Source organism: Stenotrophomonas sp. HMSC10F06, assembly GCF_001807865.1.
GTDB lineage: Bacteria > Pseudomonadota > Gammaproteobacteria > Xanthomonadales > Xanthomonadaceae > Stenotrophomonas > Stenotrophomonas bentonitica_A.
Genome location: NZ_KV791261.1, coordinates 183,936 through 203,936 on the forward strand (window position 1 = coordinate 183,936; position 20,001 = coordinate 203,936).

The following is a 20,001-nucleotide window of genomic DNA, read 5'->3' on the forward strand; positions in this document are numbered from 1 at the left end:
ATCTCCATGAGCTACGCCAGCAACGACGAAATCCGCGGTGTCCTGATCCAGGCCGGGCACGAACGCGTGCTGCTGCCCAATGCCACCGTCGCCGAAATGATGTCCAAGGTGCCGGTCGAAACCGTGCCCGACGCACCGGCCTGGCTGGTCGGGCAGATCGCCTGGCACGGCTGGGACGTGCCGCTGCTGTCCTTTGCCCGGTTGTCCGGGCAGGGCGACGAGCCGGTGGTGACCAACAACAAGGTGGTCGTGCTCAAGGCACTGGGCGGCAATCCGCGCCGCCCGTACTTCGCCCTGCTGACCCAGACGTTCCCGCAGCTGATCGCGGTGCCGCGCGACGGCCTGCTCGCCGACGCGTCCGAAGAAACCCTGCCGCAGGGCGTACACATGCGCGTGCTGCTGGGTGAGCAGAGTGCGCTGCTGCCGGACCTGGACGCCCTGGAAGCGGCGCTGGACGAATCTTTCCCGGTCGCGGGGTGAAGTGTCCCCGCGCCTGTCGGCGTGCCCCCTGGACTCAAGGGCGCAATCGCTCCCGATGAATCAAGGGGGCTGAGGCGTCAGGCAAGCGCGATCGTCAGCCCAGATCGCCCAGGCGTGCCTGCACCGCCGCAATCGCCGCCAGCCCTGCGGTCTCGGTACGCAGCACGCGCGGGCCCAACTGCAATCCCTGGAAGCCCGCCGCGGCCAGCGCCTGGCGGTCGCGCGGCGACCAGCCGCCTTCCGGGCCGATCGCGATCACCACGCCGCCCGGTGCGGCCGAGAGCGTCGACAAGCGATGCTCGCCCTGTGGATCCAGGGTCAGCTTCAACGCCTCGGCCGGCATCGCGTTGGCGGCGTCCTGCAGCGATCGCGGCGCGACCACGCTTGGCACGCGCGCGCGGCCGGATTGGCCACAGGCCGAGACCACCACGCTGTGCCAGTGCGCCAGGCGCTTCTCGGCGCGGGCCGCGTCAAGCTTCACTTCCGTGCGCTCGGCATTGACCGGCACGAAGGCCTGCACGCCCAGTTCGGTGGCCTTCTGCAGGATCAGGTCCATCTTCTCGCCACGGGCGATGCCCTGCAGCAGGGTGATGTGCAACGGCGATTCGTTGTCCAGCGCGGTGGCGGCCTCGATGCGCACCTGCGCATCGCGCTTGCCCACCACCACCAGGGTCGCGCTGTAGTCCTGGCCATCACCGTTGAACAGCACGCAGCCATCGCCTTCGCGCAGGCGCATCACGCGGACCAGATGGTTGGCCGCATCCTCGGGCAGCGACAGGGTCTGGCCGACAGTCAGCGGATGATCGATGTAGCTCCGGGTCACGCGCATGCGACGGCCTCGTCGATGGCAGCCAGGGTGGTCAGTGCAAGCAGATCCAGATGGTCGTCCTCCACGCAGTACGGCGGCATCCAATACAGCACATTGCCCAGTGGCCGCAGCACCACGCCGCGCTTGAGCGCGGCCTTGTAGGCGTGCAGCCCGATTCTGGCCTCGGCCGGGAACGGCGTACGCTTGTCGCCGTTGCGGGTCAGTTCGAATGCCACCACCATCCCGGCCTGGCGCACATCGGCGACATGCGCGTGGTCGGCGAACGGTGCGGCCAGGGTGCGCATCACTTCAGCGGTGCTGCGGTTGCGGGCGATCACGTCCTCGCCGGCGAAGATGTCCAGCGTCGCCAGCGCAGCGGCGCAGGCCAGTGGATTGCCGGTGTAACTGTGCGAATGCAGGAACGCGCGCTCGCGCGAATCGTCGAGGAAGGCGTCGTACAGCGCCTGCGTGGCCAGCACCGCCGAGAGCGGCAGGAAGCCGCCGGTCAGGCCCTTGGACAGGCACAGCAGGTCGGGCATCACCCCGGCCTGCTCGCAGGCGAACATCGTGCCGGTGCGGCCGAAACCGGTGGCGATTTCATCGGCGATCAGGAACGCACCGTTGGCATCGCACAACGCACGCGCACGCTGCAGATAGACCGGGTCATGCATGCGCATGCCGCCGGCGCACTGCAGGCGCGGCTCCAGGATCACCGCGCAGATCTCGCCCGGGTGCTGGTCGAACAGCGTGGCCAGCGCATCGGCCGCCTGGTGCGCACGCTGCGCCGCGCTCTGGCCGGGTTCGGCCAGGTAGGCGTCGGGCGAGGGCGCGAACAGTGCCTCGGTCAGCAGCGGCGCGTATACCCGCCGGTACAGCGGGATGTCGCCGACCGACAGCGCACCCAGGGTTTCGCCGTGGTAGCCGTTCTCCAATGCCACGAAGCGGGTGCGGTGGTTCTCCCCGCGGTTGCGGAAATAGTGGAAGGCCATCTTCAGCGCCACTTCCACCCCGGCCGAACCGTTGTCGGCATAGAACACCTTGGCCAGCGGATCACGCCCGGCCTGGCGTGGCGCGATCGCCAGCAGGCGCTCGGCCAGCCGCACCGCCGGCGCATGGCTGAAGCCGGCCAGCATCACCTGTTCCAGCTGCGTGGCCTGCTGGGCGATGGCCGCGCCGATGCGCGGCTGCGCATGGCCGAACAGATTGGTCCACCAGCTGCTCACCGCGTCCAGATAGCGATGGCCGTCGTGGTCGATCAACCACGGGCCTTCGCCACGGGCGATCGGCAGCAGGGGCAGGGTGTCGGGGTGCTCGCGCATCTGCGTGCAGGGGTGCCACAGTACGGCCAGATCGCGTTGCCGCCACTGATCGGCCAGCGTGAGGGGGGCTGGGTCTGCTAGCATTTCGGGCTCATGAACACGTTTTCACCAGTACCCATTCTAGAGATGCTCGCATGAGCCGTCGCCTGCCCATCATCCACCAGATCACGGACGAGGAAAGCGGGCCGTTCCAGCGCCAGCATCTGGATCTGGAATTCTCCAATGGCGAACGCCGCCGCTTCGAACGGCTGGTGACCCGCGGCCATGGCGCCGTGGTGGTGGTGCCGATGCTCGACGACGAGACCGTGCTGCTGGTGCGTGAATACGCCGCCGGCATGCATCGCTACGAGCTGGGCCTGGTGAAAGGGCGCATCGATGCCGGCGAGACGCCCGAACAGGCGGCCGACCGCGAATTGAAGGAAGAGGCCGGTTACGGTGCCCGTCGGGTCGATGTGCTGCGCGCAATGACGCTGGCGCCGACCTACATGAGCCACCAGTCGTGGCTGGTGGTGGCGCGCGATCTGTACCCCGAGCGCCTGGCCGGCGACGAGCCGGAGGAACTGGACGTCGTGCCGTGGAAGCTGGCCGACCTGGACCAGTTGATGCTGCGCGAGGACTTCTCCGAGGGCCGATCGCTGGCGGCGCTGTTCATCGCGCGCGAGTGGCTGGGACGGAAGGAATGATCAAACTCACGACGGATCTGCGCGAAACCGTCATCGCCATCGCCCAGGACGCGGCCGCCGCCATCATGGCCGTCTACGCCACCCCGTTCGATGTGGAGATCAAGTCCGACCACAGTCCGGTCACCGCCGCCGACCTCGGCGCCAACCAGGTGATCGAGCGCGGGCTAGCGCAGCTGACCCCGGACCTGCCGATCCTCTCCGAAGAATCGGCGCAGGTACCGTGGGAGGTCCGCCAGCACTGGGGGTCGTACTGGCTGGTCGATCCGCTCGACGGCACCCGCGAATTCGTCAAGCGCAACGACGAGTTCAGCGTCAACATCGCGCTGATCTACCAGGGCGCACCCGCCTTCGGCGTGGTGCTGGCCCCGGCCACCGGCCAGGTCTGGCACGCCATGCGCGGCGAGCTGGCCTATCGCCGCGACGGCATGCGCGATTCGGTACTGCGCACCCGCACGCCGGCCTCGGCGCCGCTGCGGGTCGCCGCCAGCCGCTCGCATCGAAGCGAGCAGACCCAGGCGCTGCTGGACCGCATGGGCGATATCGAGGTGCTTGCGCAGGGCTCCTCGCTCAAATTCTGCCGGCTGGCCGAGGGCACGCTGGACGTCTACCCGCGTCTGGGCCCGACGTCCGAATGGGACACCGCCGCCGGTCAGTGCGTACTGCATGCCGCCGGTGGCGCGGTGCTCTCGGCCGAGACCGGCAAGCCATTCCGCTACAACCGCCGCGAGACCCTCTTGAACGGGGACTTCATCGCGCTTGGCGATACCCGCCTGCCGTGGCGCGAGTGGCTGCCCGCCTGACCTGACTGGAGCAACGATGCCTGCCACCCCCGAACTGGACCGCCTGCTGGGCATCATGGCGCGCCTGCGCGACCCGCAGCAGGGCTGCCCCTGGGACCTGCAGCAGGATTTCGCCAGCATCGCCCCGTACACCATCGAGGAAGCCTACGAGGTCGCCGATGCGATCGACCGGGGTGACCTGGATGACCTGAAGGATGAACTCGGCGACCTGCTGCTCCAGGTGGTCTTCCATGCGCAGATGGCGCAGGAGCAGGGCGCATTCGGGTTTGCCGACGTCGCCCGCGCGATCAGCGACAAGATGGAGCGTCGCCATCCGCATGTGTTCGCCCAGGTCCAGGTGAACGGTGCGGAGGACGTCAACAGCAACTGGGAGGCGATCAAACGCGCCGAGCGCGCCGCCAAGGGCCACACCGATACCTCGGCGCTGGCCGGGATCTCGCGCGGCCTGCCGGAATGGCAGCGGGCGGTGAAGCTGCAGGCGCGTGCGGCGCGGGCCGGTTTCGACTGGCCGGGCCCGGCCCCGGTGATGGATAAAGTACGCGAGGAACTGGACGAGGTCGCCGCTGAATTCGCGCGCGGCCCGGTCGAGGAAAACCACGCGCGCCTGCAGGAAGAACTCGGCGACCTGCTGTTCGTCTGCGCCAATCTGGCCCGCCACGCCAAGGTCGATGTCGGCGCCGCACTGCGCCAGGCCAACCAGAAGTTCGAGCGCCGCTTCCGCGCGATGGAAGCCCAGGCCCACGCGGCCGGGCAGACCATGGCCGCGCTCGATCTGGACGCGCAGGAAGCCCTCTGGCAGCAGGCCAAGGCGGACGAGCCCAAGCCGTGAAAACGCTGCTGCTGTTCGTGCTGACCGCCGTGGCCGAGATTGTCGGGTGCTACCTGCCCTGGCTGTGGCTGCGCAGGGAGGGCAGCGCGTGGCTACTGCTGCCGGCCGCTGCCAGCCTGGCAGTGTTCGCCTGGCTGCTGACCCTGCACCCGGCCGCCAGCGGCCGTGTCTATGCGGCCTATGGCGGGGTCTACATCGGCACCGCGCTGATGTGGTTGTGGCTGGTGGACGGCATCCGCCCCAGCCGCTGGGACCTGCTGGGCGTCGGCCTGTGCCTGGCCGGGATGATGGTGATCATGTTCGCCCCGCGCAGCGCCTGATCCTGACCTGCGGCGCGTCAGGCACCCCGATGCCGGCGTGAAGGCAGCGTGGCTATACTCGGTGCTACGAATCCGGGGAAAGGGAGTGACCTGATGTTTCCGACCATGCTGTTCTCGCTGGTGCTGGCCTTCGTGGCCGTTGTCATCCTGTTCAAGGCCGTGCGCATGGTGCCGCAGGGCTACGAATGGACCGTGGAGCGCTTCGGCCGCTACACCCACACCATGTCGCCGGGCCTGCATTTCCTGATCCCGATCGTCTACGGCGTGGGGCGCAAGGTGAACATGATGGAGCAGGTGCTGGATGTGCCCAGCCAGGAAGTGATCACCAAGGACAACGCTGCCGTGCGCGTGGATGGCGTGGTGTTTTTCCAGGTGCTCGATGCCGCCAAGGCCGCCTACGAGGTCGCCAACCTGGAGGTGGCGATGATCGCCCTGGTGCAGACCAACATCCGTACCGTGATCGGCTCGATGGACCTGGATGAATCGCTCAGCCAGCGCGAAGTGATCAACGCCCAGCTGCTGAGCGTGGTCGACCATGCCACCAACCCGTGGGGCGTGAAGGTCAACCGCATCGAAATCCGCGACATCCAGCCGCCGCGCGACCTGCTTGATGCGATGGCGCGGCAGATGAAGGCCGAACGCGAGAAGCGCGCGCAGATCCTGGAAGCCGAGGGTTCGCGCCAGTCCGAGATCCTGCGCGCCGAGGGCGAAAAGCAGGCCACGGTGCTCGAGGCCGAGGGACGCAAGGAGGCCGCCTTCCGCGATGCCGAAGCGCGCGAACGCCTGGCCGAGGCCGAAGCCAAGGCCACCACGATGGTGTCCGAGGCGATCGCCCAGGGCGACGTGCAGGCGATCAACTACTTCATCGCGCAGAAGTACGTGGAAGCCTTCAAGGAACTGGCGACCTCGCCGAACCAGAAGCTGGTGCTGATGCCGATGGAGGCAAGCGGGGTGATCGGCTCGATCGCCGGCGTCGCCGAGCTGGCACGCGAAGCGTTCGCCAAGCAGGAAGAGAAGAAAGCCACGCGCGGCGTCCCGCCGCGGATCGGAGGCTGACATGCGCTGGGAAGTGGTGGCCTGGGGCGCGCTGGCACTGGTGCTGTTCGCCGCCGAGGCGCTCGCGCCCGGTGCCTTCATGTTGTGGATCGGGATCGGTGCGGCTGCGGTGTTCGTGCTGGTGGCGGTGTTCGCCGAGATCCCGCTGCTGTGGCAGGTTGTCGCGTTCGTGGTGCTCAGCGTGGTCTCGATCCAGTGCTACCGCCGCTGGGGCCGGTCGCACGATCGCCGGAGCGACCAGCCGCTGTTGAACCGCCGCGCCGAACAGCTGATCGGGCGGGTGGTCGTGCTCGACCAGGCCATCATCGCCGGCAAGGGCCGGGCCAAGGTGGACGATGCCTTCTGGGTTGTCGCAGGTCCCGACCTGCCCGCCGGCAGCCCGGTACGGGTGGTGGCGGTGGAAGGGATGACGCTGAAGGTGCAGCAGGCCTGATCCGCGGTTTTCCCGCACCGCCGCAGGCGTTGTGAAGACGGTTCTGGGATAATGGATGTCTTGCCTTCATTCCCCCGGAACCGGTCATGACCCAGAAGACGCTTCTCAACGATACCCACCGCGCACTCGGCGCCAAGATGGTCGATTTCGGTGGCTGGGACATGCCCATTCATTACGGTTCGCAGCTGGACGAGCACCATCTGGTGCGCAGCGACGCCGGCATGTTCGACGTCAGCCACATGACCGTGGTCGACCTGCGCGGTGACCAGGTCAAGCCGTTCCTGCGCACGCTGCTGGCCAACTCGGTGGACAAGCTCAAGGCCACCGGCAAGGCACTGTACTCGTGCATGCTCAATGCCCGCGGCGGCGTGATCGACGACCTGATCGTCTACTACATGGCCGACGATTTCTTCCGCATGGTGGTCAACGCCTCCACCCGCGAAAAGGACCTGGCCTGGATCCGCCAGCAGGCCGCGGCATTCAACGTGGAGGTCATCGAGCGCGAAGACCTGGCCATCATCGCGGTGCAGGGGCCGACCGCGCGCGAGCGCGTGATCAGCCTGCTCGGCGAGGGCGACCGCGCCGCGCTGGAGAAGCTGGGCCGTTTCGCCGCGCTGGAAACCACCACCGCCGATGGCACCGCGCTGTTCGTGGCCCGCACCGGGTACACCGGTGAGGATGGTTTCGAGATCCTGTTGCCGCAGAGCGCCGTGGTCGCCTTCTGGAATGCCCTGAGCGCCGCCGGCGTGCGTCCGGCTGGCCTGGGTGCGCGCGACACGCTGCGCCTGGAAGCCGGCATGAACCTCTACGGCCAGGACATGGACGAAGAGATCACCCCGTACGAAGCCGGCCTGGCCTGGACCGTGGCGCTGGACGAAGGTCGCGACTTCATCGGTCGCGACGTGCTCGAAGCGCAGAAGGCGGCCGGCAACGCCCGCCAGCTGATCGGCCTGGTGATGGACGAGAAGGGTGTACTGCGCCACGGCCAGGTGGTACTCACCGCCGGCGGCGAGGGCGAGATCCTGTCCGGCACCTTCTCGCCGACCCTGGGCAAGGGCATCGCGTTCGCCCGCGTGCCGGGCGGCGAACTGGGCGAGGTCCGCGTGGATATCCGCGGCAAGCAGGTTCCGGTGCGCGTGGTGAAGTTCCCGTTCGTGCGCGAAGGCCAGCCCCAGCCCGGTGTGCTGATCGACGGCTGATGCCGTGCTTTACCCGGTGCGGATGCCTCCGCATCCGCGCCGGTTGGTTACACTACCCCCGTTTCTTGACCCCCCTGATATTCCTCGGAGCAGTCCCATGAGCGAGATCCCCGGCGACCTCAAATTCCTCAAGTCCCACGAGTGGGCGCGCGTTGAAGGCAATGGCCGCGTCACCGTCGGTATTTCCGACCACGCCCAGGGCCTGCTCGGCGACCTGGTCTACGTTGAACTGCCGGAGGTTGGCCAGGAGGTCAAGGCCGGCGAGCAGGCTGCCGTGGTCGAGTCGGTCAAGGCCGCCTCGGACGTGTACAGCCCGATCACCGGCACGGTGGTCGAGGTCAATTCGGCCCTGAGCGACAAGCCGGAAACCATCAACGAAGACGCCTACGGCGAGGGCTGGATCTATGTCGTCGAAGTGGCCGGCCTGGAAGAAGTCAACGACCTGCTGGGTCCGGACGACTACGCCGAGCTGCTGGAAAACGACGATCACTGATCGTCGCCGCCGCTGAAGAACGGCCGCCTGGTGCGGCCGTTTTTTTTGCCCGTTCGCCGGGCGCGCGCGAACGGCGTTAGCAGTACGTGAGGATTGCAGTGCGCGCGCGGCGGCACGCGATCGCGACCATGGGCTCATGACGATCGATTCGGTGCCGATGCATGTCGGTGATCTGGTCCGCGCCGCGCACCCGATCGCGCACCGATATGGCATCGATATGGACGCGCACGGACGCTCGAAGTCGATCATCGCGGACGGACGCGCCGGTGCCAGGGCGGTCAAAAGTTTGCGCAGTTGCGCGAATCGGGTCGAAAAAAGTGCGCGCAGATGTGAAAAGTTTTCCGGTCTGTTTAAGGGGCGCACGGGGAGGCTGGCGAGGTGCGTGGTCGAGCAGGCTGCACGCGCGGGCACGCAATGGCATGCACCGCGATGTTGCGATGTCGCGACACGAAAGTGCTTCTTTTAAGTGTTTTTCTTTTCAGTGCTGTCAGCGTGTGCGGGCGCAGGGCGTTCGCGCCGGCGGCGGCAGCGTGCGTTCGGCAGGTCGCAGGCGGGCGCAGCGAGGGGGGGCGAGGCAAGGCGCCGGTGTGAAAATTTTTCGCCGGGGTTGTTGACAGTCAAAAAAAGCGTGATTAGGTTTCGCCTCAGCAGACCTTGCCTGCGAACAGAGTGAGCAGAATCGACATCAAGTCGCGAAGCACAACCTGGACATCCACCTCGCGTCCCATGACGGTGGAGATGGCTTCGCTTCCCCCGGCGAACCGCAAGTTCCTTTCCTCTTCGATACCTGCCTGGCCACATGCGGCGGGTGTCACCGTATCCGTCACGACGCGCATGACGCGACGGCGGTCCCCGCAACGCAGCAACGGCGGGTTTGCTTTACCTGGGCGTTTCCACTCCATAGATCACTGACGAGGAGCCATCCCATGGCAACCAAGAAAGCTGCGAAGAAAAAGCCGGCCGCCAAAAAGGCAGCCAAGAAGGTCGCTAAGAAGGCCACTGCCAAGAAGGCCGTCAAGAAGGTAGCCAAGAAAGCTGCTGCCAAGAAGACGGTGAAGAAGGCGGCCAAGAAGGCGACCGCCCGCAAGGCAGCCGTGAAGAAGACGGCGAAGAAGGCCGTGAAGAAGACGGCAAAGAAGGCTGCGACCAAGAAGACCGCGAAGAAGGCAGTGAAGAAGACGGCGAAGAAGGCCGCCAAGAAGACTGCAAAGAAGGCAGCCACCAAGAAGACCGCGAAAAAGGCGGTAAAGAAGACGGCCAAGAAGGCGACCCGCAAGGTAGCCAAGAAAGCCGCTCCGAAGAAGGCTGCCAAGAAGACCGCCAAGAAGGCCACCCGCAAGGTAGCCAAGAAGGCCACCGCCAAGAAGGCAACTGCCCGCAAGGCTCCGGCCAAGAAGGCATCGGCGAAGAAGGCGGTGAAGAAGGTTGCAAAGCGGAAGCCGGCCGTTCGCAAGAAGAAGGCCGCACCGGTCGCTCTGCCGGCAACCCCGGCACCGCTGATCTGAGTTTTTCCCGATAGCCGTACCTGAGACTCCTTCCCTGGCAGCCCAGCGGGGAAGGAGTTTTTTTATGGGCAAGGCAAACAGAAACCATGAAAAAGGCGGCCATCCGGCCGCCTTTTTCGATGCCACTGTGCGCGCGGATCAGCGCGGGGAGGCGACGGCGCGGTTTGACGAGACGCCCTTGCGCTTGCCCTGCGTGGCGGCGTCTTCGGCCATGAGGTTGTCGCTGCCGAAATCGGTGTCCACGTCCAGCCAGCGCTGGGTCGGCAGGCCCATCGCCTGGTCGAGCACGGTCGGCAGCAGGCCGCTGGGCAGGCTGCTCTCGCCGTTCCACATGATGGCGATGCCGAGGTCACGTTCCGGCACGAGGGCGACCAGGCCGCGATAGCCCTGGACGGCACCGGCATGGAAGATCACTTCGTGGCCGGCGTAATCGAAGGTGCGCCAGCCGAGGGCGTAGCCGGCCGAGTTGAGGCGCTCGCGGCGCCAGCCCGAGCGCATTTCGCCGGGGGTGCTGATCAGGCTGGCGTGCAGCGTGGCCAGCAAGGGGGCCGGCAGCACGTCAGGGCGGTGGCCGGTGTGGGCCAGCAACCACTGCGCCATGTCGCTGGCACTGGCGTTGACGCCGGCGGCCGGAGCAAGGCGGTAATACGTCGGCTTGGGCGTGAGCGCGACCCAGCCGTTGCGGCTGCGCACGTGCGGGCGGGCCCAGCGCGAGCTGGCCTGGATGCCGGCCAGGCCGAGGCTGGCATCGTCCATGCCGAGCGGCTTGAACAGGCGGCGCTCGACGGACTGTTCGTAGAAGCTGCCGGAGGCGGCGTAGACGACATCGCCGATCAGGCTGAAGGCCACGTTCTGGTACGCATAGCAGTCGCCGGGCAGGCACTTGAGCGAGGTGGCGGCCAGCTTGTGGGTGAGGGTGTAGTACTCGGCGTTGGCTTCAACGTCGCGGTCGTAGGCGTTGTAGGGCAGGCCGACGCGATGGCTGAGCAGATCGGCCACGGTCAGGCGCTCGGTCGCCTCGGGCGTGCTGAGCTGGAAGCCGGGCACGTAGTCGGTGACCTTGCTGTCCCAGCGCAGCGTGCCGTCGTTGACCAGCAGTCCGGCCATCGTGCCGGCGAAGGCCTTGGACAGCGAGGCCAGGCGGAACACGGTGTGGGCATCGACCTGCTGCGGGTTGTTGACGTCGGTGACGCCGTAGCCGCGCGCGCTCAGCACGCGGCCGCCCTGGACGATGGCCACGGCCATCCCGGGCACGCGCTCGCCGTAGGTGAGCTGCTGCGCCATCGATTCGATCGAAGCGACGTTGAAGCCCGGCGCGGGCGGCTGCACCTTCAGGCCGGCCGGGGTCGTGCGGTACGCTGCAGGCTGGGTGTGCGGTGCCGCGGTCGGCGCCGACTCCTCGATGTTGACCGGCAACGCGGCGGGCGAGGCGACAGGGGTCTGCGCGGTGGAAGACATGGCGATGGGCATCAACATGCCCAACAACCCGGTTGCCGCCGAACGGATCGGTCGGCGCCTGTTGTTCTGGTTCATCGTATGGGTGCCCGTGCGCGACTGCTGTGACCGATTCTAGCGCCGCTTTTCGTGATTGCACAAACGAATCGAAGATGAATGCGTATCGCATTGAAAACGTGCGGGTTTTACCGATCCCGGTCCCGGTCGGTCGCGGGCACGGGAGGGCGGCCAGCGCACCCCTGTTCAGCCTGCCGCGGCGGTCCGGATCCAGTGGGCGGCCCGCTCGGCGATCATCATCGTCGGCGCGTTGGTATTGCCGCTGATCAGGGTGGGCATCACCGAAGCGTCCACTACCCGCAGCCGCCGGGTGCCGTGCACGCGCAGGGTCGGGTCGACCACGGCCTGGGCATGCTGCCCCATCGCGCAGGTGCCGACCGGGTGATAGAGGGTCTCGGCCTTGGCCCGGATGAACGCCTCGAGCGCGGTGTCATCTAGATTGCTGTGCGACGGAAACACGGGCGTGCCGCGCCAACGGTCGAAGGCGGGCTGGGCCAGGATCGTGCGCGCCAGGCGCGCGCATTCGAGCATCATCTTCAGGTCATGGCCACCCGTATCGCCCAGGTAGTTGGCATGGATGCGGGGCGCTGAGCGTGCGTCGGCGTCGCGCAGCCGCAAGCGGCCGCGGCTGCGGGGGTGCAGCGGGCACGCATGCAGGGTGTAGCCGTCGCCGGGAAGGCGGTGGCGGCCGTGGTTGTCGAGCATTGCCGGGACGAAATGGAACTGCACGTCGGCGCGGGCATCGGTGGCCAGCGATGAGCGCACGAAACCACCGGCCTCGGCCAGGTTGCTGGTGCCGGCGCCGCGATGGCCACGCAGGAAGTAGTCGATGGCGATGCGCAGTTCGCTGCTGCGGTCGTAGCTGACGCCTGGGCCGGTGTGCACGACGGTGCAGATGTCCAGGTGGTCCTGCAGGTTGCGGCCGACCCCGGGCAGGTCCACGCGCGGCGTGATGCCGTGGCAGCGCAACGTGTCCGCCTCGCCGATGCCGGACAGCATCAGCAGGTGCGGGGAATGGATGGCGCCGGCGCTGAGGATCACCTCGGTACCGGCGCGTGCATGCAGGTGCTGCCCGCCACGCCGATAGTGCACGCCGGTGGCGGTGGTGCCGTCGAAGCTCAGCGCGACGGCGTGGGCGCCGGTCAGCACCGTCAGGTTGCGCCGGTGGCGCGCCGGGCGCAGGTAGGCGTCCGCGCTCGAGCAGCGCGCGCCTTCGCGCTGGGTGACCTGGTACAGCCCCACACCGAGCTGCTGGTGGCCATTGAAGTCGGGGTTATGGGCGTGGCCGGCCTGCTGCGCGGCCGCGATGAAGGCAGCCGAGAGAGGGTTGTGGTGGCGCAGGTCGGACACCGACAGCGGACCGGCATCGCCGTGCAGCGCGCTGGCACCGCGGCTGTTGCGCTCGCCCTGCACGAACCAGGGCAGCACCTGCTCCCAGCCCCAGCCGGTGGCACCGGCGGCCTCCCAGCCATCGTAGTCGGCTGGTACGCCACGCACGTAGCACATCGCATTGATCGAGCTGGAGCCGCCCAGCACCTTGCCGCGTGGCCACCACAGGCGACGGCCGCCGAGCGCGGGCTCGGCCTCGGTGTCCAGGTTCCAGTTGATGCGGCGGTTGTTGACCAGCCGCGCCAACCCGGCCGGCATGTGGATGAACGGGTTGGTGTCGCGCGGGCCGGCTTCCAGCAGCAGCACCCGGCAGGCAGGGTCTACGCTGAGCCGGTTGGCCAGCACGCAGCCGGCCGAGCCGGCACCAATGACGATGTAGTCGTACATGCCGCTCCTGGACGGGGTGCCCGCCGAGCATAAGGCAGGTTGCCCCGCGCAGGGGCTGCAGCATCGGCCACGCAGCGTTGCGCAGGTGGCCGCGCCCAACGCTGGCGATGTTGCGGTGCATCGTTTACCTTGCGCGCTTCCCTGCCCGGAGTTTCCACGATGCCGCCGTTGTCACGCCGCCCAAGCCGGGAGTGGGTGCGATGAGTGCTGTCGCAACAGCACCGGTGCAATCGGGCCTGCGCGGGGCGCTGCGCCAGTCGCCGCCCCTGATCTGGGCGTGCCTGTACTTCTTCTGCCTGCTGAGCGGCTACTACGTACTGCGCCCGGTGCGCGAGGCAATGGCTGCCTCGGCCGACGCCAAGGCGGTGTTCCCGCCCGTGCTGATCGACTGGTTCAGCGCGCATGGCATTGCGGTGCAGGACTTCGTGCTGCAGTTTCTGTTCACCGGGGTGTTCTTCATCATGCTGGTGTTGCAGCCGCTGTACGGCGCGCTGGTCAGCCGCTATGCGCGGCGGGTATTCCTGCCCGCGGTGTATGTCTTCTTCATCATCTCCCTGCTGGGTTTCTACCTGCTGTTCGACAGTGGCGTGCCTGGGCGCGGCATGGCGTTCTTCTTCTGGGCCGCCGTGTTCAACCTCTTTGCGGTGGCGGTGTTCTGGAGCTTCATGGCGGACGTGTTCTCCAACGCCCAGGCACGCGAGGTATACGGCTACATCGGCGCGGCAGGCACGCTCGGTGCGTTCCTGGGACCGATCATCACGGCGGCGCTGGTGGAGCGGGTGGGTATTGCCAACCTGATGCTGGTCTCGGCCGGCTTTCTGAGTGCCTGCCTGGTCTGCATCTGGCGGCTGCGGTTGTGGGCGGTGGCACGGGAGCAGGAGCAGAAGTTGGTGTCGGGTGAAACCCCGATGGGCGGCAGCGTGCTCGACGGCCTGAAGCTGATCGTGCGTGAGCCGCTGTTGCGCTGGCTGGCTGTGCTGGTGCTGTTCGGCGTGGGCGTGGGCACGATGCTCTACAACGAGCAGGCCTCGATCGTGCGCCGCCTGTATCCCGACGCCGCGGCCAGCACGGCCTTCTTCTCGCGGGTGGACCTGGCGGTGAACACGCTGACCCTGATCGTGCAGCTCGGCTTCACCCGCTGGTTGCTGTCGCGGTACGGCATCGCCCCGGCGCTGCTGATCCCGGGTGTCGCCATCATCATCGGGTTTTCGATACTGGCCGCATCGCCGCTGCCGCTGATGGTGGCGATGGTGCAGGTGATGACCCGCGCCAGCGAATTCTCGCTGGCCAAGCCCGCGCGCGAGACCATCTACACCCGTGTGGACCGCCAGTGGCGCTACAAGGCCGGCGCGGCGATCGACACCGTGGTCTACCGTGGCGGCGACCTGACGTTCGCCTGGGTGCACAAGGGGCTGTCCCTGTTCGGTTCGCACATTGTCTTCGTCGGTGGGCTGGTGGTGGCCGGGGCGATGACGATTGCCGCGCTGGGCCTGCTGCGCGAAGAAAAGAAGCTGCCCGGCGAGCGACCGGAGTAAGCTCTCCGGAGTCTTCCAGGAACCTTGGCCCATGTATTGGATCGCGCTGTCATTGACCTTGCTGGTCGCCCTGCTGCACGTGTACTTCCTGGTCCTGGAAATGTTCCTGTGGACCCGGCCGCTGGGCCTGAAGACCTTCCGCAACACGCCGGAGAAGGCCGAGACCACGCGCGTGCTGGCGGCCAACCAGGGCCTGTACAACGGCTTCCTCGCTGCCGGCCTGTTGTGGGGGCTGTTCGATCACCTGCCGATGCTGGTGAACTTCATGCTCGGCTGCGTGATCGTGGCCGGCTGCTACGGCGCCTACAGCGTCAACAAGCGGATCTTCTTCATCCAGGCCGTGCCGGCGATCCTGGCCGTGGCGGCATGGTGGATGGTGCCGGCCTGACAGGCGCCAGCCACGCACGGCGTGGCGCTACCCTGCGACAGACGGATTGAACGTAGAGCCACCCCATGGGTGGCTGCCCAATGCTCATCGCCTGACCGGCGACACCCACATCGCGATCCGCGCCTGGAACACCACCGTGCCGGCGTCATCGCGCACCTGCACCTTCACCGGCAGCGCGTAACCTGCCTCGGCCGCCACGATCGGCTGCTCCGGGGTGGCGATGGCGTGCTGGGTGCCGGTCGCCTTGGCCAGGTACTGCACCTCCATGCTCTTCGGGATCCAGCGCATGCCCTTGGGCAGCGAAGCGTCCACCATCAGCCCCGCAGTGAGTTCGGCCAGGTTGCACAGCGCGATCGCATGCACCGTGCCGAGGTGGTTGGTGACCTTGCGCCGGTGCGCGATGCGCCCTTCGCAGCGGCCCGGCTCGAGCACGGTGATGCGCGGGGCGATGCTGGCGAAGTAGGGCGCCTTGAAGCACACCGCGCGCGAGAACAGCCAGCCGCCGGCGGGCCAGCGCTGCATGCGGCGGTAAAGCGTGAGCAGGGGAGCGGACATCGGGAGTCTCCTAAAAAAACGGCGGACCGAAGTCCGCCGTTGTCGTTTACCTGGTGGCCGGGATCACGCGGCCTGGGACTGTGCGTCCGTCTGCTGGCGCTTGTAGTAGCCCGCCGAGCGCAGTTCTTCCGGATCGAAGTCGTCCACCGTGATGGTTTCCAGGGTGAGCGTGCGCAGCTCTTCGAGCAGGGTGCGCTCATCCTGGGTGATCACGCCTTCGGCCACGGCCTCGTCCAGCTGGGTGGCGAAGTCCAGCGCTTCGATGCCCTTGGTCTTGAGCGCCTTGATGAACTTGCGCTCGACCGGCTCGGCCATGATCGCCTTGGACAGGTAGCTGTTGATGCGGCCACCCGGGTTGTTCTCGCACGGCGTCAGGAACACGCCACTGGCCAGGCGGTCACGGGCTTCGTTGGGCGCCATCAGCAGCGCGGCCACGCGGTGGCCCAGGCGGTCGCCCGGCGCCTCGGCACGGCGGCCGAACGGGAAGATCAGCGCCCACATCAGCCAACCGATCGGACGGATCGGGAAGTTGCGCAGCGCCGCCGACAGCGATTCTTCGATCTTGTGCACGCTGTCATGGAAAGCCCAGGCCAGCAGCGGCTGGTCGGCCGCCGGCGCGCCCTCGTCGTGGTAACGCTTGAGCATGGCGCTGGTCATGTAGATGTGGCTCAGCACATCGCCCAGGCGGCCGGACAGCGATTCCTTGAACTTCAGCTTGCCGCCGAGGGTCATCATCGAGATGTCGGCCATCAGCGCCAGGTTGGCCGAGTAGCGGTCCAGCTTGCGGAAGTAACGGCGGGTGTAGGCATCGCCCGGGGCGGCACCGAAGCGGGCGCCGGTGAGGCCGAACCAGAACGAACGCACGGCGTTGGAGATGCCGTAGCGGATGTGGCCGAACAGGCTGCGGTCGAATTCCTGCAGGCCGGCACGGGTGTCCGGATCCTGCGCGGCCTTCATTTCCTTCAGCACCCACGGGTGGCACAGGATCGCACCCTGGCCGAAGATCAGCAGGCTGCGGGTCATGATGTTGGCGCCTTCGACCGTGATCGCGATCGGCGCGGCCTGCCAGCTGCGGCCGGCGAAGTTGCGCGGCCCCAGGATGATGCCCTTGCCGCCGATCACGTCCATCACGTCCGAGATCACTTCACGGCTCATGGTCGTGCAGTGGTACTTGGCGATCGCCGACGGCACTGACGGCACGTCGCCGCGGTCCACCGCAGCGGCCGTGGCCTGGCACAGCGCGCTGATCGCGTACGCCTTGCCACCGATGCGGGCCAGCGCTTCTTCCACGCCCTCGAAGCGGCCGACCGACAGGCCAAACTGCTTGCGGATGCGCGCATAGGCACCGGTCACCACCGCACCGGCCTTGGCACCACCGCTGGCGGTGGAGGGCAGGGTGATCGAGCGGCCCACGGCCAGGCACTCGTTGAGCATGTTCCAGCCCTTGCCGGCCTTCTCGGCGCCGCCGATCAGCTGGGTCAGCGGGATGAAGACATCTTTGCCGCGGATCGGGCCGTTCTGGAAGGTCGAGTTGAGCGGGAAGTGGCGGCGGCCGATTTCCACACCGGCGGTATCACGCGGCAGCAGCGCCAGGGTGATGCCGATGTCGCGGGTGCTGCCGATCAAACCGTCCGGATCGTACATGCGGAACGCCAGGCCGATCAGCGTGGCCACCGGGGCCAGCGTGATGTAGCGCTTGTCGAAGGTGAGCTTGACGCCGAGCACCTGCTCGCCGTTCCACTCGCCCTTGCAGACGATGCCGTAATCGGGAATCGAGGTGGCATCCGAACCGGCGAACGGACCGGTCAGGCCGAAGCAGGGCACTTCACGGCCATCGGCCAGACGCGGCAGGTACTGGTCCTTCTGTTCCTGGGTGCCGTAATGGTTGAGCAGTTCACCCGGGCCCAGCGAGTTGGGCACGCCGACGGTGGAGCTGACCACGCTCGACACCGAGGCCAGCTTCTGGATCACCTTGTGGTGGGCCAGCGCGCTGAAGCCCAGGCCACCGTATTCCTTCGGAATGATCATGCCGAAGAACTTGTTCTTCTTGATGAAGCTCCACAGCTCCGGCGGCAGGTCGGCGTAAACGTGGGTGATTTCCCAGTCGTTGACCATCTTGCACAGCTCTTCCACCGGGCCATCCAGGAAGGCCTGTTCTTCGGCGGTGAGCTGCGGCTTGGGATAGTTGAGCAGGATGTTCCAGTCCGGGTCACCGGTGAACAGCTCGCCTTCGAAACCGACCGAGCCGGTTTCCAGCGCGATGCGCTCGGTCTGCGACAGCGGCGGCAGCACCTTGCGGAACACCTTCATCATCGGTGCGGTCAGCAGCGGCTTGCGGATGAAGGGCAGCAGCAGCGGCACGGCGATCACGGCGACGATGGCCGCGGCCACGATCGTGGCGGTCTGGTTGACGTACGGGATGAACCAGCAGGCGGCCAGCAGCACCAGGCTGATGATCGTCCAGGTGATCAGGCGCATCCGGTGGTAGGCGACGAACGCACCTGCCAGGAGGATCGCGAGGAAGGGAACGACAATGCTCATGAGCGTGCTCCGGTGACGTGCTCGGTAATGGCGGACGATGCGACGGCGGAGGCCGAGGGCAACACGTCCAGATAGTCCAACACAGTAGCGGTAAAGGCGTTGTTGTCATCACCGGCGACCATGTGCGTGGCCTCCGGCAGCTGCACGTGACGTGCGTGTGGCACCAACGCGAGGAACTCGGCCACCGTCTGCGGGGTGACGAGGGTACTGCGGCCACCGCTGACCAGCAGCAATGGGCATTTCACCTGGCGCGCCGCGTCGGCAAGCGCGTCCTGGTGTTGTTCGCTGTCACGCGCCAGTTCGGCGACCAGGCGCGGGTCCCAATGCCAGCGCCAACGGCCGTGGCCGTCCTCGCGCAGCAATGCGCGCAGGGAATCTTCGGACTTGCGCGGACGGTGCGGCACGTAGGCGGAAATCACATCGGCCGCCTGCGACAGCGAGGCGAAGCCGTCCGGGTGCGCGGTCATGAACATCAGGATCTTTTCGACCCCGGCGGTATCCCAGCGCGGGGTGATATCGACCAGCACCATCGCCGAGAACAGGCCGGGCCAGCGCGACTCGGCGAGCAGGCCGAACAGGCCGCCCATCGACGCGGCGATCAGGATCGGCGGCTGTGGCTGTTCGCCGGCCAGCACGATCAGATCATCGGCGAACTGTTCGCCGTGGTAGGCAAGGTCGGCCGGGTTCCAGTCCGAATCGCCGTGGCCGCGTGCGTCGTACGCCAGGGTCTGGTAACCGGCCTCGACCAGAGCGCTCGCGGTGGCGTTCCAGGCGTGCCGGGTCTGCCCGAAGCCATGGGCGAACATCACGGTGCCGCGGCGTCCCGGGGGTGAGCGGGTCGCGGCGAGCACGGCGTCATGTGCACCGGTCAGTCGCTCATCGTCAAAACGCGGCAGGGTAGAGGAAGAAGGAGTGACCATACTCGCTAGTATGGACCTGCCCTGTGCGATGTCAATACTTAGGAGTATGGTGTGTGTATCCCTTGTGCCAGCAGGCGTGAAGCGGCGTTTCACCGATTCACATACTGCAACCAACCCCGGCGTATGGTTAAATCCACCTATGAATGAACCCGAAGCTTCCGCCGGCGAGCCACGTGCCGGCCGCAACAGCCGCCTCAGTGCCGAAGACTGGGCCCAGGCCGCACTGGATCTGATTGCCGAACAAGGCGTGGGCGCGGTCGCGGTGGAGCCGCTGGCGCGGCGTCTCGGCGTCACCAAGGGCAGCTTCTACTGGCACTTCCCCTCGCGCGACGCGTTGCTGCAGGCGGCGCTGGAGCGTTGGGAGCTGTTCGAGCAGGAGCAGGTCTTCGGCAGCCTGGCCGATGTCACCGATCCGCGCGTGCGCCTGCGCCAGCTGTTCCAGGTGGTCGCGCATGAAGTGCAGCCGCACATCATCTACAGCGAACTGCTCAAGGCGCTCGATCACCCGATGGTGCGCCCGGTCATCGACCGTGTTTCGCACCGGCGCCTGGAGTATCTGGTCGCCTCGTTCCGCCAGGCGGGCCTGAGCCGTACCGATGCGCAGCACCGTGCGCGGTTGGCCTACGCCGCCTATGTGGGTTTCCTGCAGTTGTCGCTGCAGCTGCAGCAGCCCAAGCAGGCCCGCGAGGATTTCGAAGCCTATGTGGAGCACGTGATCGAGACGTTGATTCCGCTCGGTTGACCGGCCCGTGACAGGCATGCAGAAGGCCGCGGAAACGCGGCCTTTTCTGTGCGCGCCGTTTGCCGGACGCGGGCACCACCACAAAAAACAACGGCCCCTTTCGGGGC

Annotated in this window: 21 protein-coding genes and 1 pseudogene; 13 read left to right on the top strand and 9 right to left on the bottom strand. The window is 67.1% G+C overall.

Features of this window, described 5'->3' with window-relative positions:
* The first annotated feature begins 6 nt into the window (after positions 1-6).
* Positions 7-480 (top strand): chemotaxis protein CheW, encoded by a 474-nt coding sequence (locus HMPREF3113_RS05625; RefSeq protein ID WP_019185133.1) that lies wholly within the window; start codon positions 7-9, stop codon positions 478-480.
* Positions 481-574: 94 nt separating this feature from the next.
* Here the strand turns inward: HMPREF3113_RS05625 and HMPREF3113_RS05630 are convergent, their stop codons facing one another.
* Together HMPREF3113_RS05630 and bioA are read right to left on the bottom strand one after the other, a co-directional pair.
* Positions 575-1,309, bottom strand: coding sequence for a 16S rRNA (uracil(1498)-N(3))-methyltransferase (locus HMPREF3113_RS05630; protein ID WP_070425747.1), 735 nt, complete (start codon positions 1,307-1,309; stop codon positions 575-577).
* Positions 1,300-2,691: an adenosylmethionine--8-amino-7-oxononanoate transaminase gene (bioA, locus tag HMPREF3113_RS05635; RefSeq protein WP_046272683.1), complete on the bottom strand. Its 1,392-nt coding sequence runs from the start codon at positions 2,689-2,691 to the stop codon at positions 1,300-1,302. The genes HMPREF3113_RS05630 and bioA overlap by 10 nt, the downstream gene beginning before the upstream one ends.
* A 50-nt stretch (positions 2,692-2,741) precedes the next feature.
* Here bioA and nudE point away from each other — a divergent pair, with 50 nt between their 5' ends.
* The 9 genes from nudE (at position 2,742) to HMPREF3113_RS18560 (ending at position 8,886) form a co-directional block, all read left to right on the top strand.
* Positions 2,742-3,290, top strand: a complete 549-nt coding sequence (gene nudE, locus HMPREF3113_RS05640; RefSeq protein ID WP_070425745.1) for an ADP compounds hydrolase NudE — start codon at positions 2,742-2,744, stop codon at positions 3,288-3,290.
* Entirely contained in the window at positions 3,287-4,090 is an 804-nt protein-coding gene (gene cysQ / locus HMPREF3113_RS05645; protein WP_070471313.1) for a 3'(2'),5'-bisphosphate nucleotidase CysQ, read from the top strand. Before nudE ends, cysQ begins: the two co-directional genes overlap by 4 nt.
* A 16-nt stretch (positions 4,091-4,106) precedes the next feature.
* On the top strand, positions 4,107-4,919 hold the full coding sequence (gene mazG / locus HMPREF3113_RS05650; RefSeq protein ID WP_070471315.1) for a nucleoside triphosphate pyrophosphohydrolase: 813 nt from the start codon (positions 4,107-4,109) through the stop codon (positions 4,917-4,919).
* Complete coding sequence (locus tag HMPREF3113_RS05655; protein WP_070425742.1) at positions 4,916-5,239, top strand: YnfA family protein; 324 nt, start codon at positions 4,916-4,918, stop codon at positions 5,237-5,239. Before mazG ends, HMPREF3113_RS05655 begins: the two co-directional genes overlap by 4 nt.
* 93 nt (positions 5,240-5,332) lie before the next feature.
* Positions 5,333-6,295 carry an SPFH domain-containing protein gene (locus HMPREF3113_RS05660; protein ID WP_046272684.1) on the top strand — a complete coding sequence of 321 codons (963 nt, stop codon included), beginning with the start codon at positions 5,333-5,335 and terminating at the stop codon, positions 6,293-6,295.
* Position 6,296: 1 nt separating this feature from the next.
* Positions 6,297-6,728 carry an NfeD family protein gene (locus tag HMPREF3113_RS05665; protein WP_070471316.1) on the top strand — a complete coding sequence of 144 codons (432 nt, stop codon included), beginning with the start codon at positions 6,297-6,299 and terminating at the stop codon, positions 6,726-6,728.
* An 86-nt stretch (positions 6,729-6,814) separates the two neighbouring features.
* Positions 6,815-7,927, top strand: coding sequence for a glycine cleavage system aminomethyltransferase GcvT (gcvT, locus tag HMPREF3113_RS05670; RefSeq protein WP_019185124.1), 1,113 nt, complete (start codon positions 6,815-6,817; stop codon positions 7,925-7,927).
* A gap of 97 nt (positions 7,928-8,024) precedes the next feature.
* Complete coding sequence (gene gcvH / locus HMPREF3113_RS05675) at positions 8,025-8,420, top strand: glycine cleavage system protein GcvH (protein ID WP_070471319.1); 396 nt, start codon at positions 8,025-8,027, stop codon at positions 8,418-8,420.
* 136 nt (positions 8,421-8,556) lie between these two features.
* Complete coding sequence (locus HMPREF3113_RS18560) at positions 8,557-8,886, top strand: hypothetical protein (protein ID WP_139146294.1); 330 nt, start codon at positions 8,557-8,559, stop codon at positions 8,884-8,886.
* 178 nt (positions 8,887-9,064) lie between these two features.
* On the opposite strand, the gene HMPREF3113_RS18310 is transcribed toward HMPREF3113_RS18560, so the two are convergent.
* The 4 genes and pseudogenes from HMPREF3113_RS18310 to HMPREF3113_RS05690 all read right to left on the bottom strand — a co-directional run bounded on the left by HMPREF3113_RS18310 (position 9,065) and on the right by HMPREF3113_RS05690 (position 13,213).
* Positions 9,065-9,256 carry a hypothetical protein gene (locus HMPREF3113_RS18310; RefSeq protein WP_020424295.1) on the bottom strand — a complete coding sequence of 64 codons (192 nt, stop codon included), beginning with the start codon at positions 9,254-9,256 and terminating at the stop codon, positions 9,065-9,067.
* 89 nt (positions 9,257-9,345) lie between these two features.
* Positions 9,346-9,801 (bottom strand): annotated as a pseudogene (locus tag HMPREF3113_RS19125) (hypothetical protein); the annotation flags it as partial.
* 262 nt (positions 9,802-10,063) lie between these two features.
* Positions 10,064-11,458: a serine hydrolase domain-containing protein gene (locus HMPREF3113_RS05685; RefSeq protein WP_070471323.1), complete on the bottom strand. Its 1,395-nt coding sequence runs from the start codon at positions 11,456-11,458 to the stop codon at positions 10,064-10,066.
* Between the two features lie 165 nt (positions 11,459-11,623).
* Positions 11,624-13,213, bottom strand: coding sequence for a GMC family oxidoreductase (locus HMPREF3113_RS05690; protein ID WP_070471325.1), 1,590 nt, complete (start codon positions 13,211-13,213; stop codon positions 11,624-11,626).
* Positions 13,214-13,413: 200 nt separating this feature from the next.
* Between HMPREF3113_RS05690 and HMPREF3113_RS05695 the strand changes: the two genes are divergently transcribed.
* Together HMPREF3113_RS05695 and HMPREF3113_RS05700 are read left to right on the top strand one after the other, a co-directional pair.
* Complete coding sequence (locus HMPREF3113_RS05695) at positions 13,414-14,748, top strand: NTP/NDP exchange transporter (protein WP_070471327.1); 1,335 nt, start codon at positions 13,414-13,416, stop codon at positions 14,746-14,748.
* 31 nt (positions 14,749-14,779) lie between these two features.
* The gene (locus HMPREF3113_RS05700; protein ID WP_019185117.1) at positions 14,780-15,136 is read left to right on the top strand and encodes a DUF1304 domain-containing protein; all 357 of its coding nucleotides are present in this window, start codon (positions 14,780-14,782) and stop codon (positions 15,134-15,136) included.
* 84 nt (positions 15,137-15,220) lie between these two features.
* Here the strand turns inward: HMPREF3113_RS05700 and HMPREF3113_RS05705 are convergent, their stop codons facing one another.
* The 3 genes from HMPREF3113_RS05705 to HMPREF3113_RS05715 all read right to left on the bottom strand — a co-directional run bounded on the left by HMPREF3113_RS05705 (position 15,221) and on the right by HMPREF3113_RS05715 (position 19,152).
* Positions 15,221-15,691 carry a hotdog fold domain-containing protein gene (locus tag HMPREF3113_RS05705; protein ID WP_070471330.1) on the bottom strand — a complete coding sequence of 157 codons (471 nt, stop codon included), beginning with the start codon at positions 15,689-15,691 and terminating at the stop codon, positions 15,221-15,223.
* Positions 15,692-15,754: 63 nt separating this feature from the next.
* A complete protein-coding gene (locus HMPREF3113_RS05710) occupies positions 15,755-18,232 on the bottom strand; it encodes an acyl-CoA dehydrogenase (protein WP_070471332.1) in 2,478 nt (825 codons plus the stop codon).
* On the bottom strand, positions 18,229-19,152 hold the full coding sequence (locus tag HMPREF3113_RS05715) for an alpha/beta fold hydrolase (protein WP_070471333.1): 924 nt from the start codon (positions 19,150-19,152) through the stop codon (positions 18,229-18,231). Before HMPREF3113_RS05715 ends, HMPREF3113_RS05710 begins: the two co-directional genes overlap by 4 nt.
* A 139-nt stretch (positions 19,153-19,291) precedes the next feature.
* Between HMPREF3113_RS05715 and HMPREF3113_RS05720 the strand changes: the two genes are divergently transcribed.
* Positions 19,292-19,894, top strand: coding sequence for a TetR/AcrR family transcriptional regulator (locus HMPREF3113_RS05720; RefSeq protein ID WP_019185113.1), 603 nt, complete (start codon positions 19,292-19,294; stop codon positions 19,892-19,894).
* Positions 19,895-20,001 lie beyond the last annotated feature (107 nt).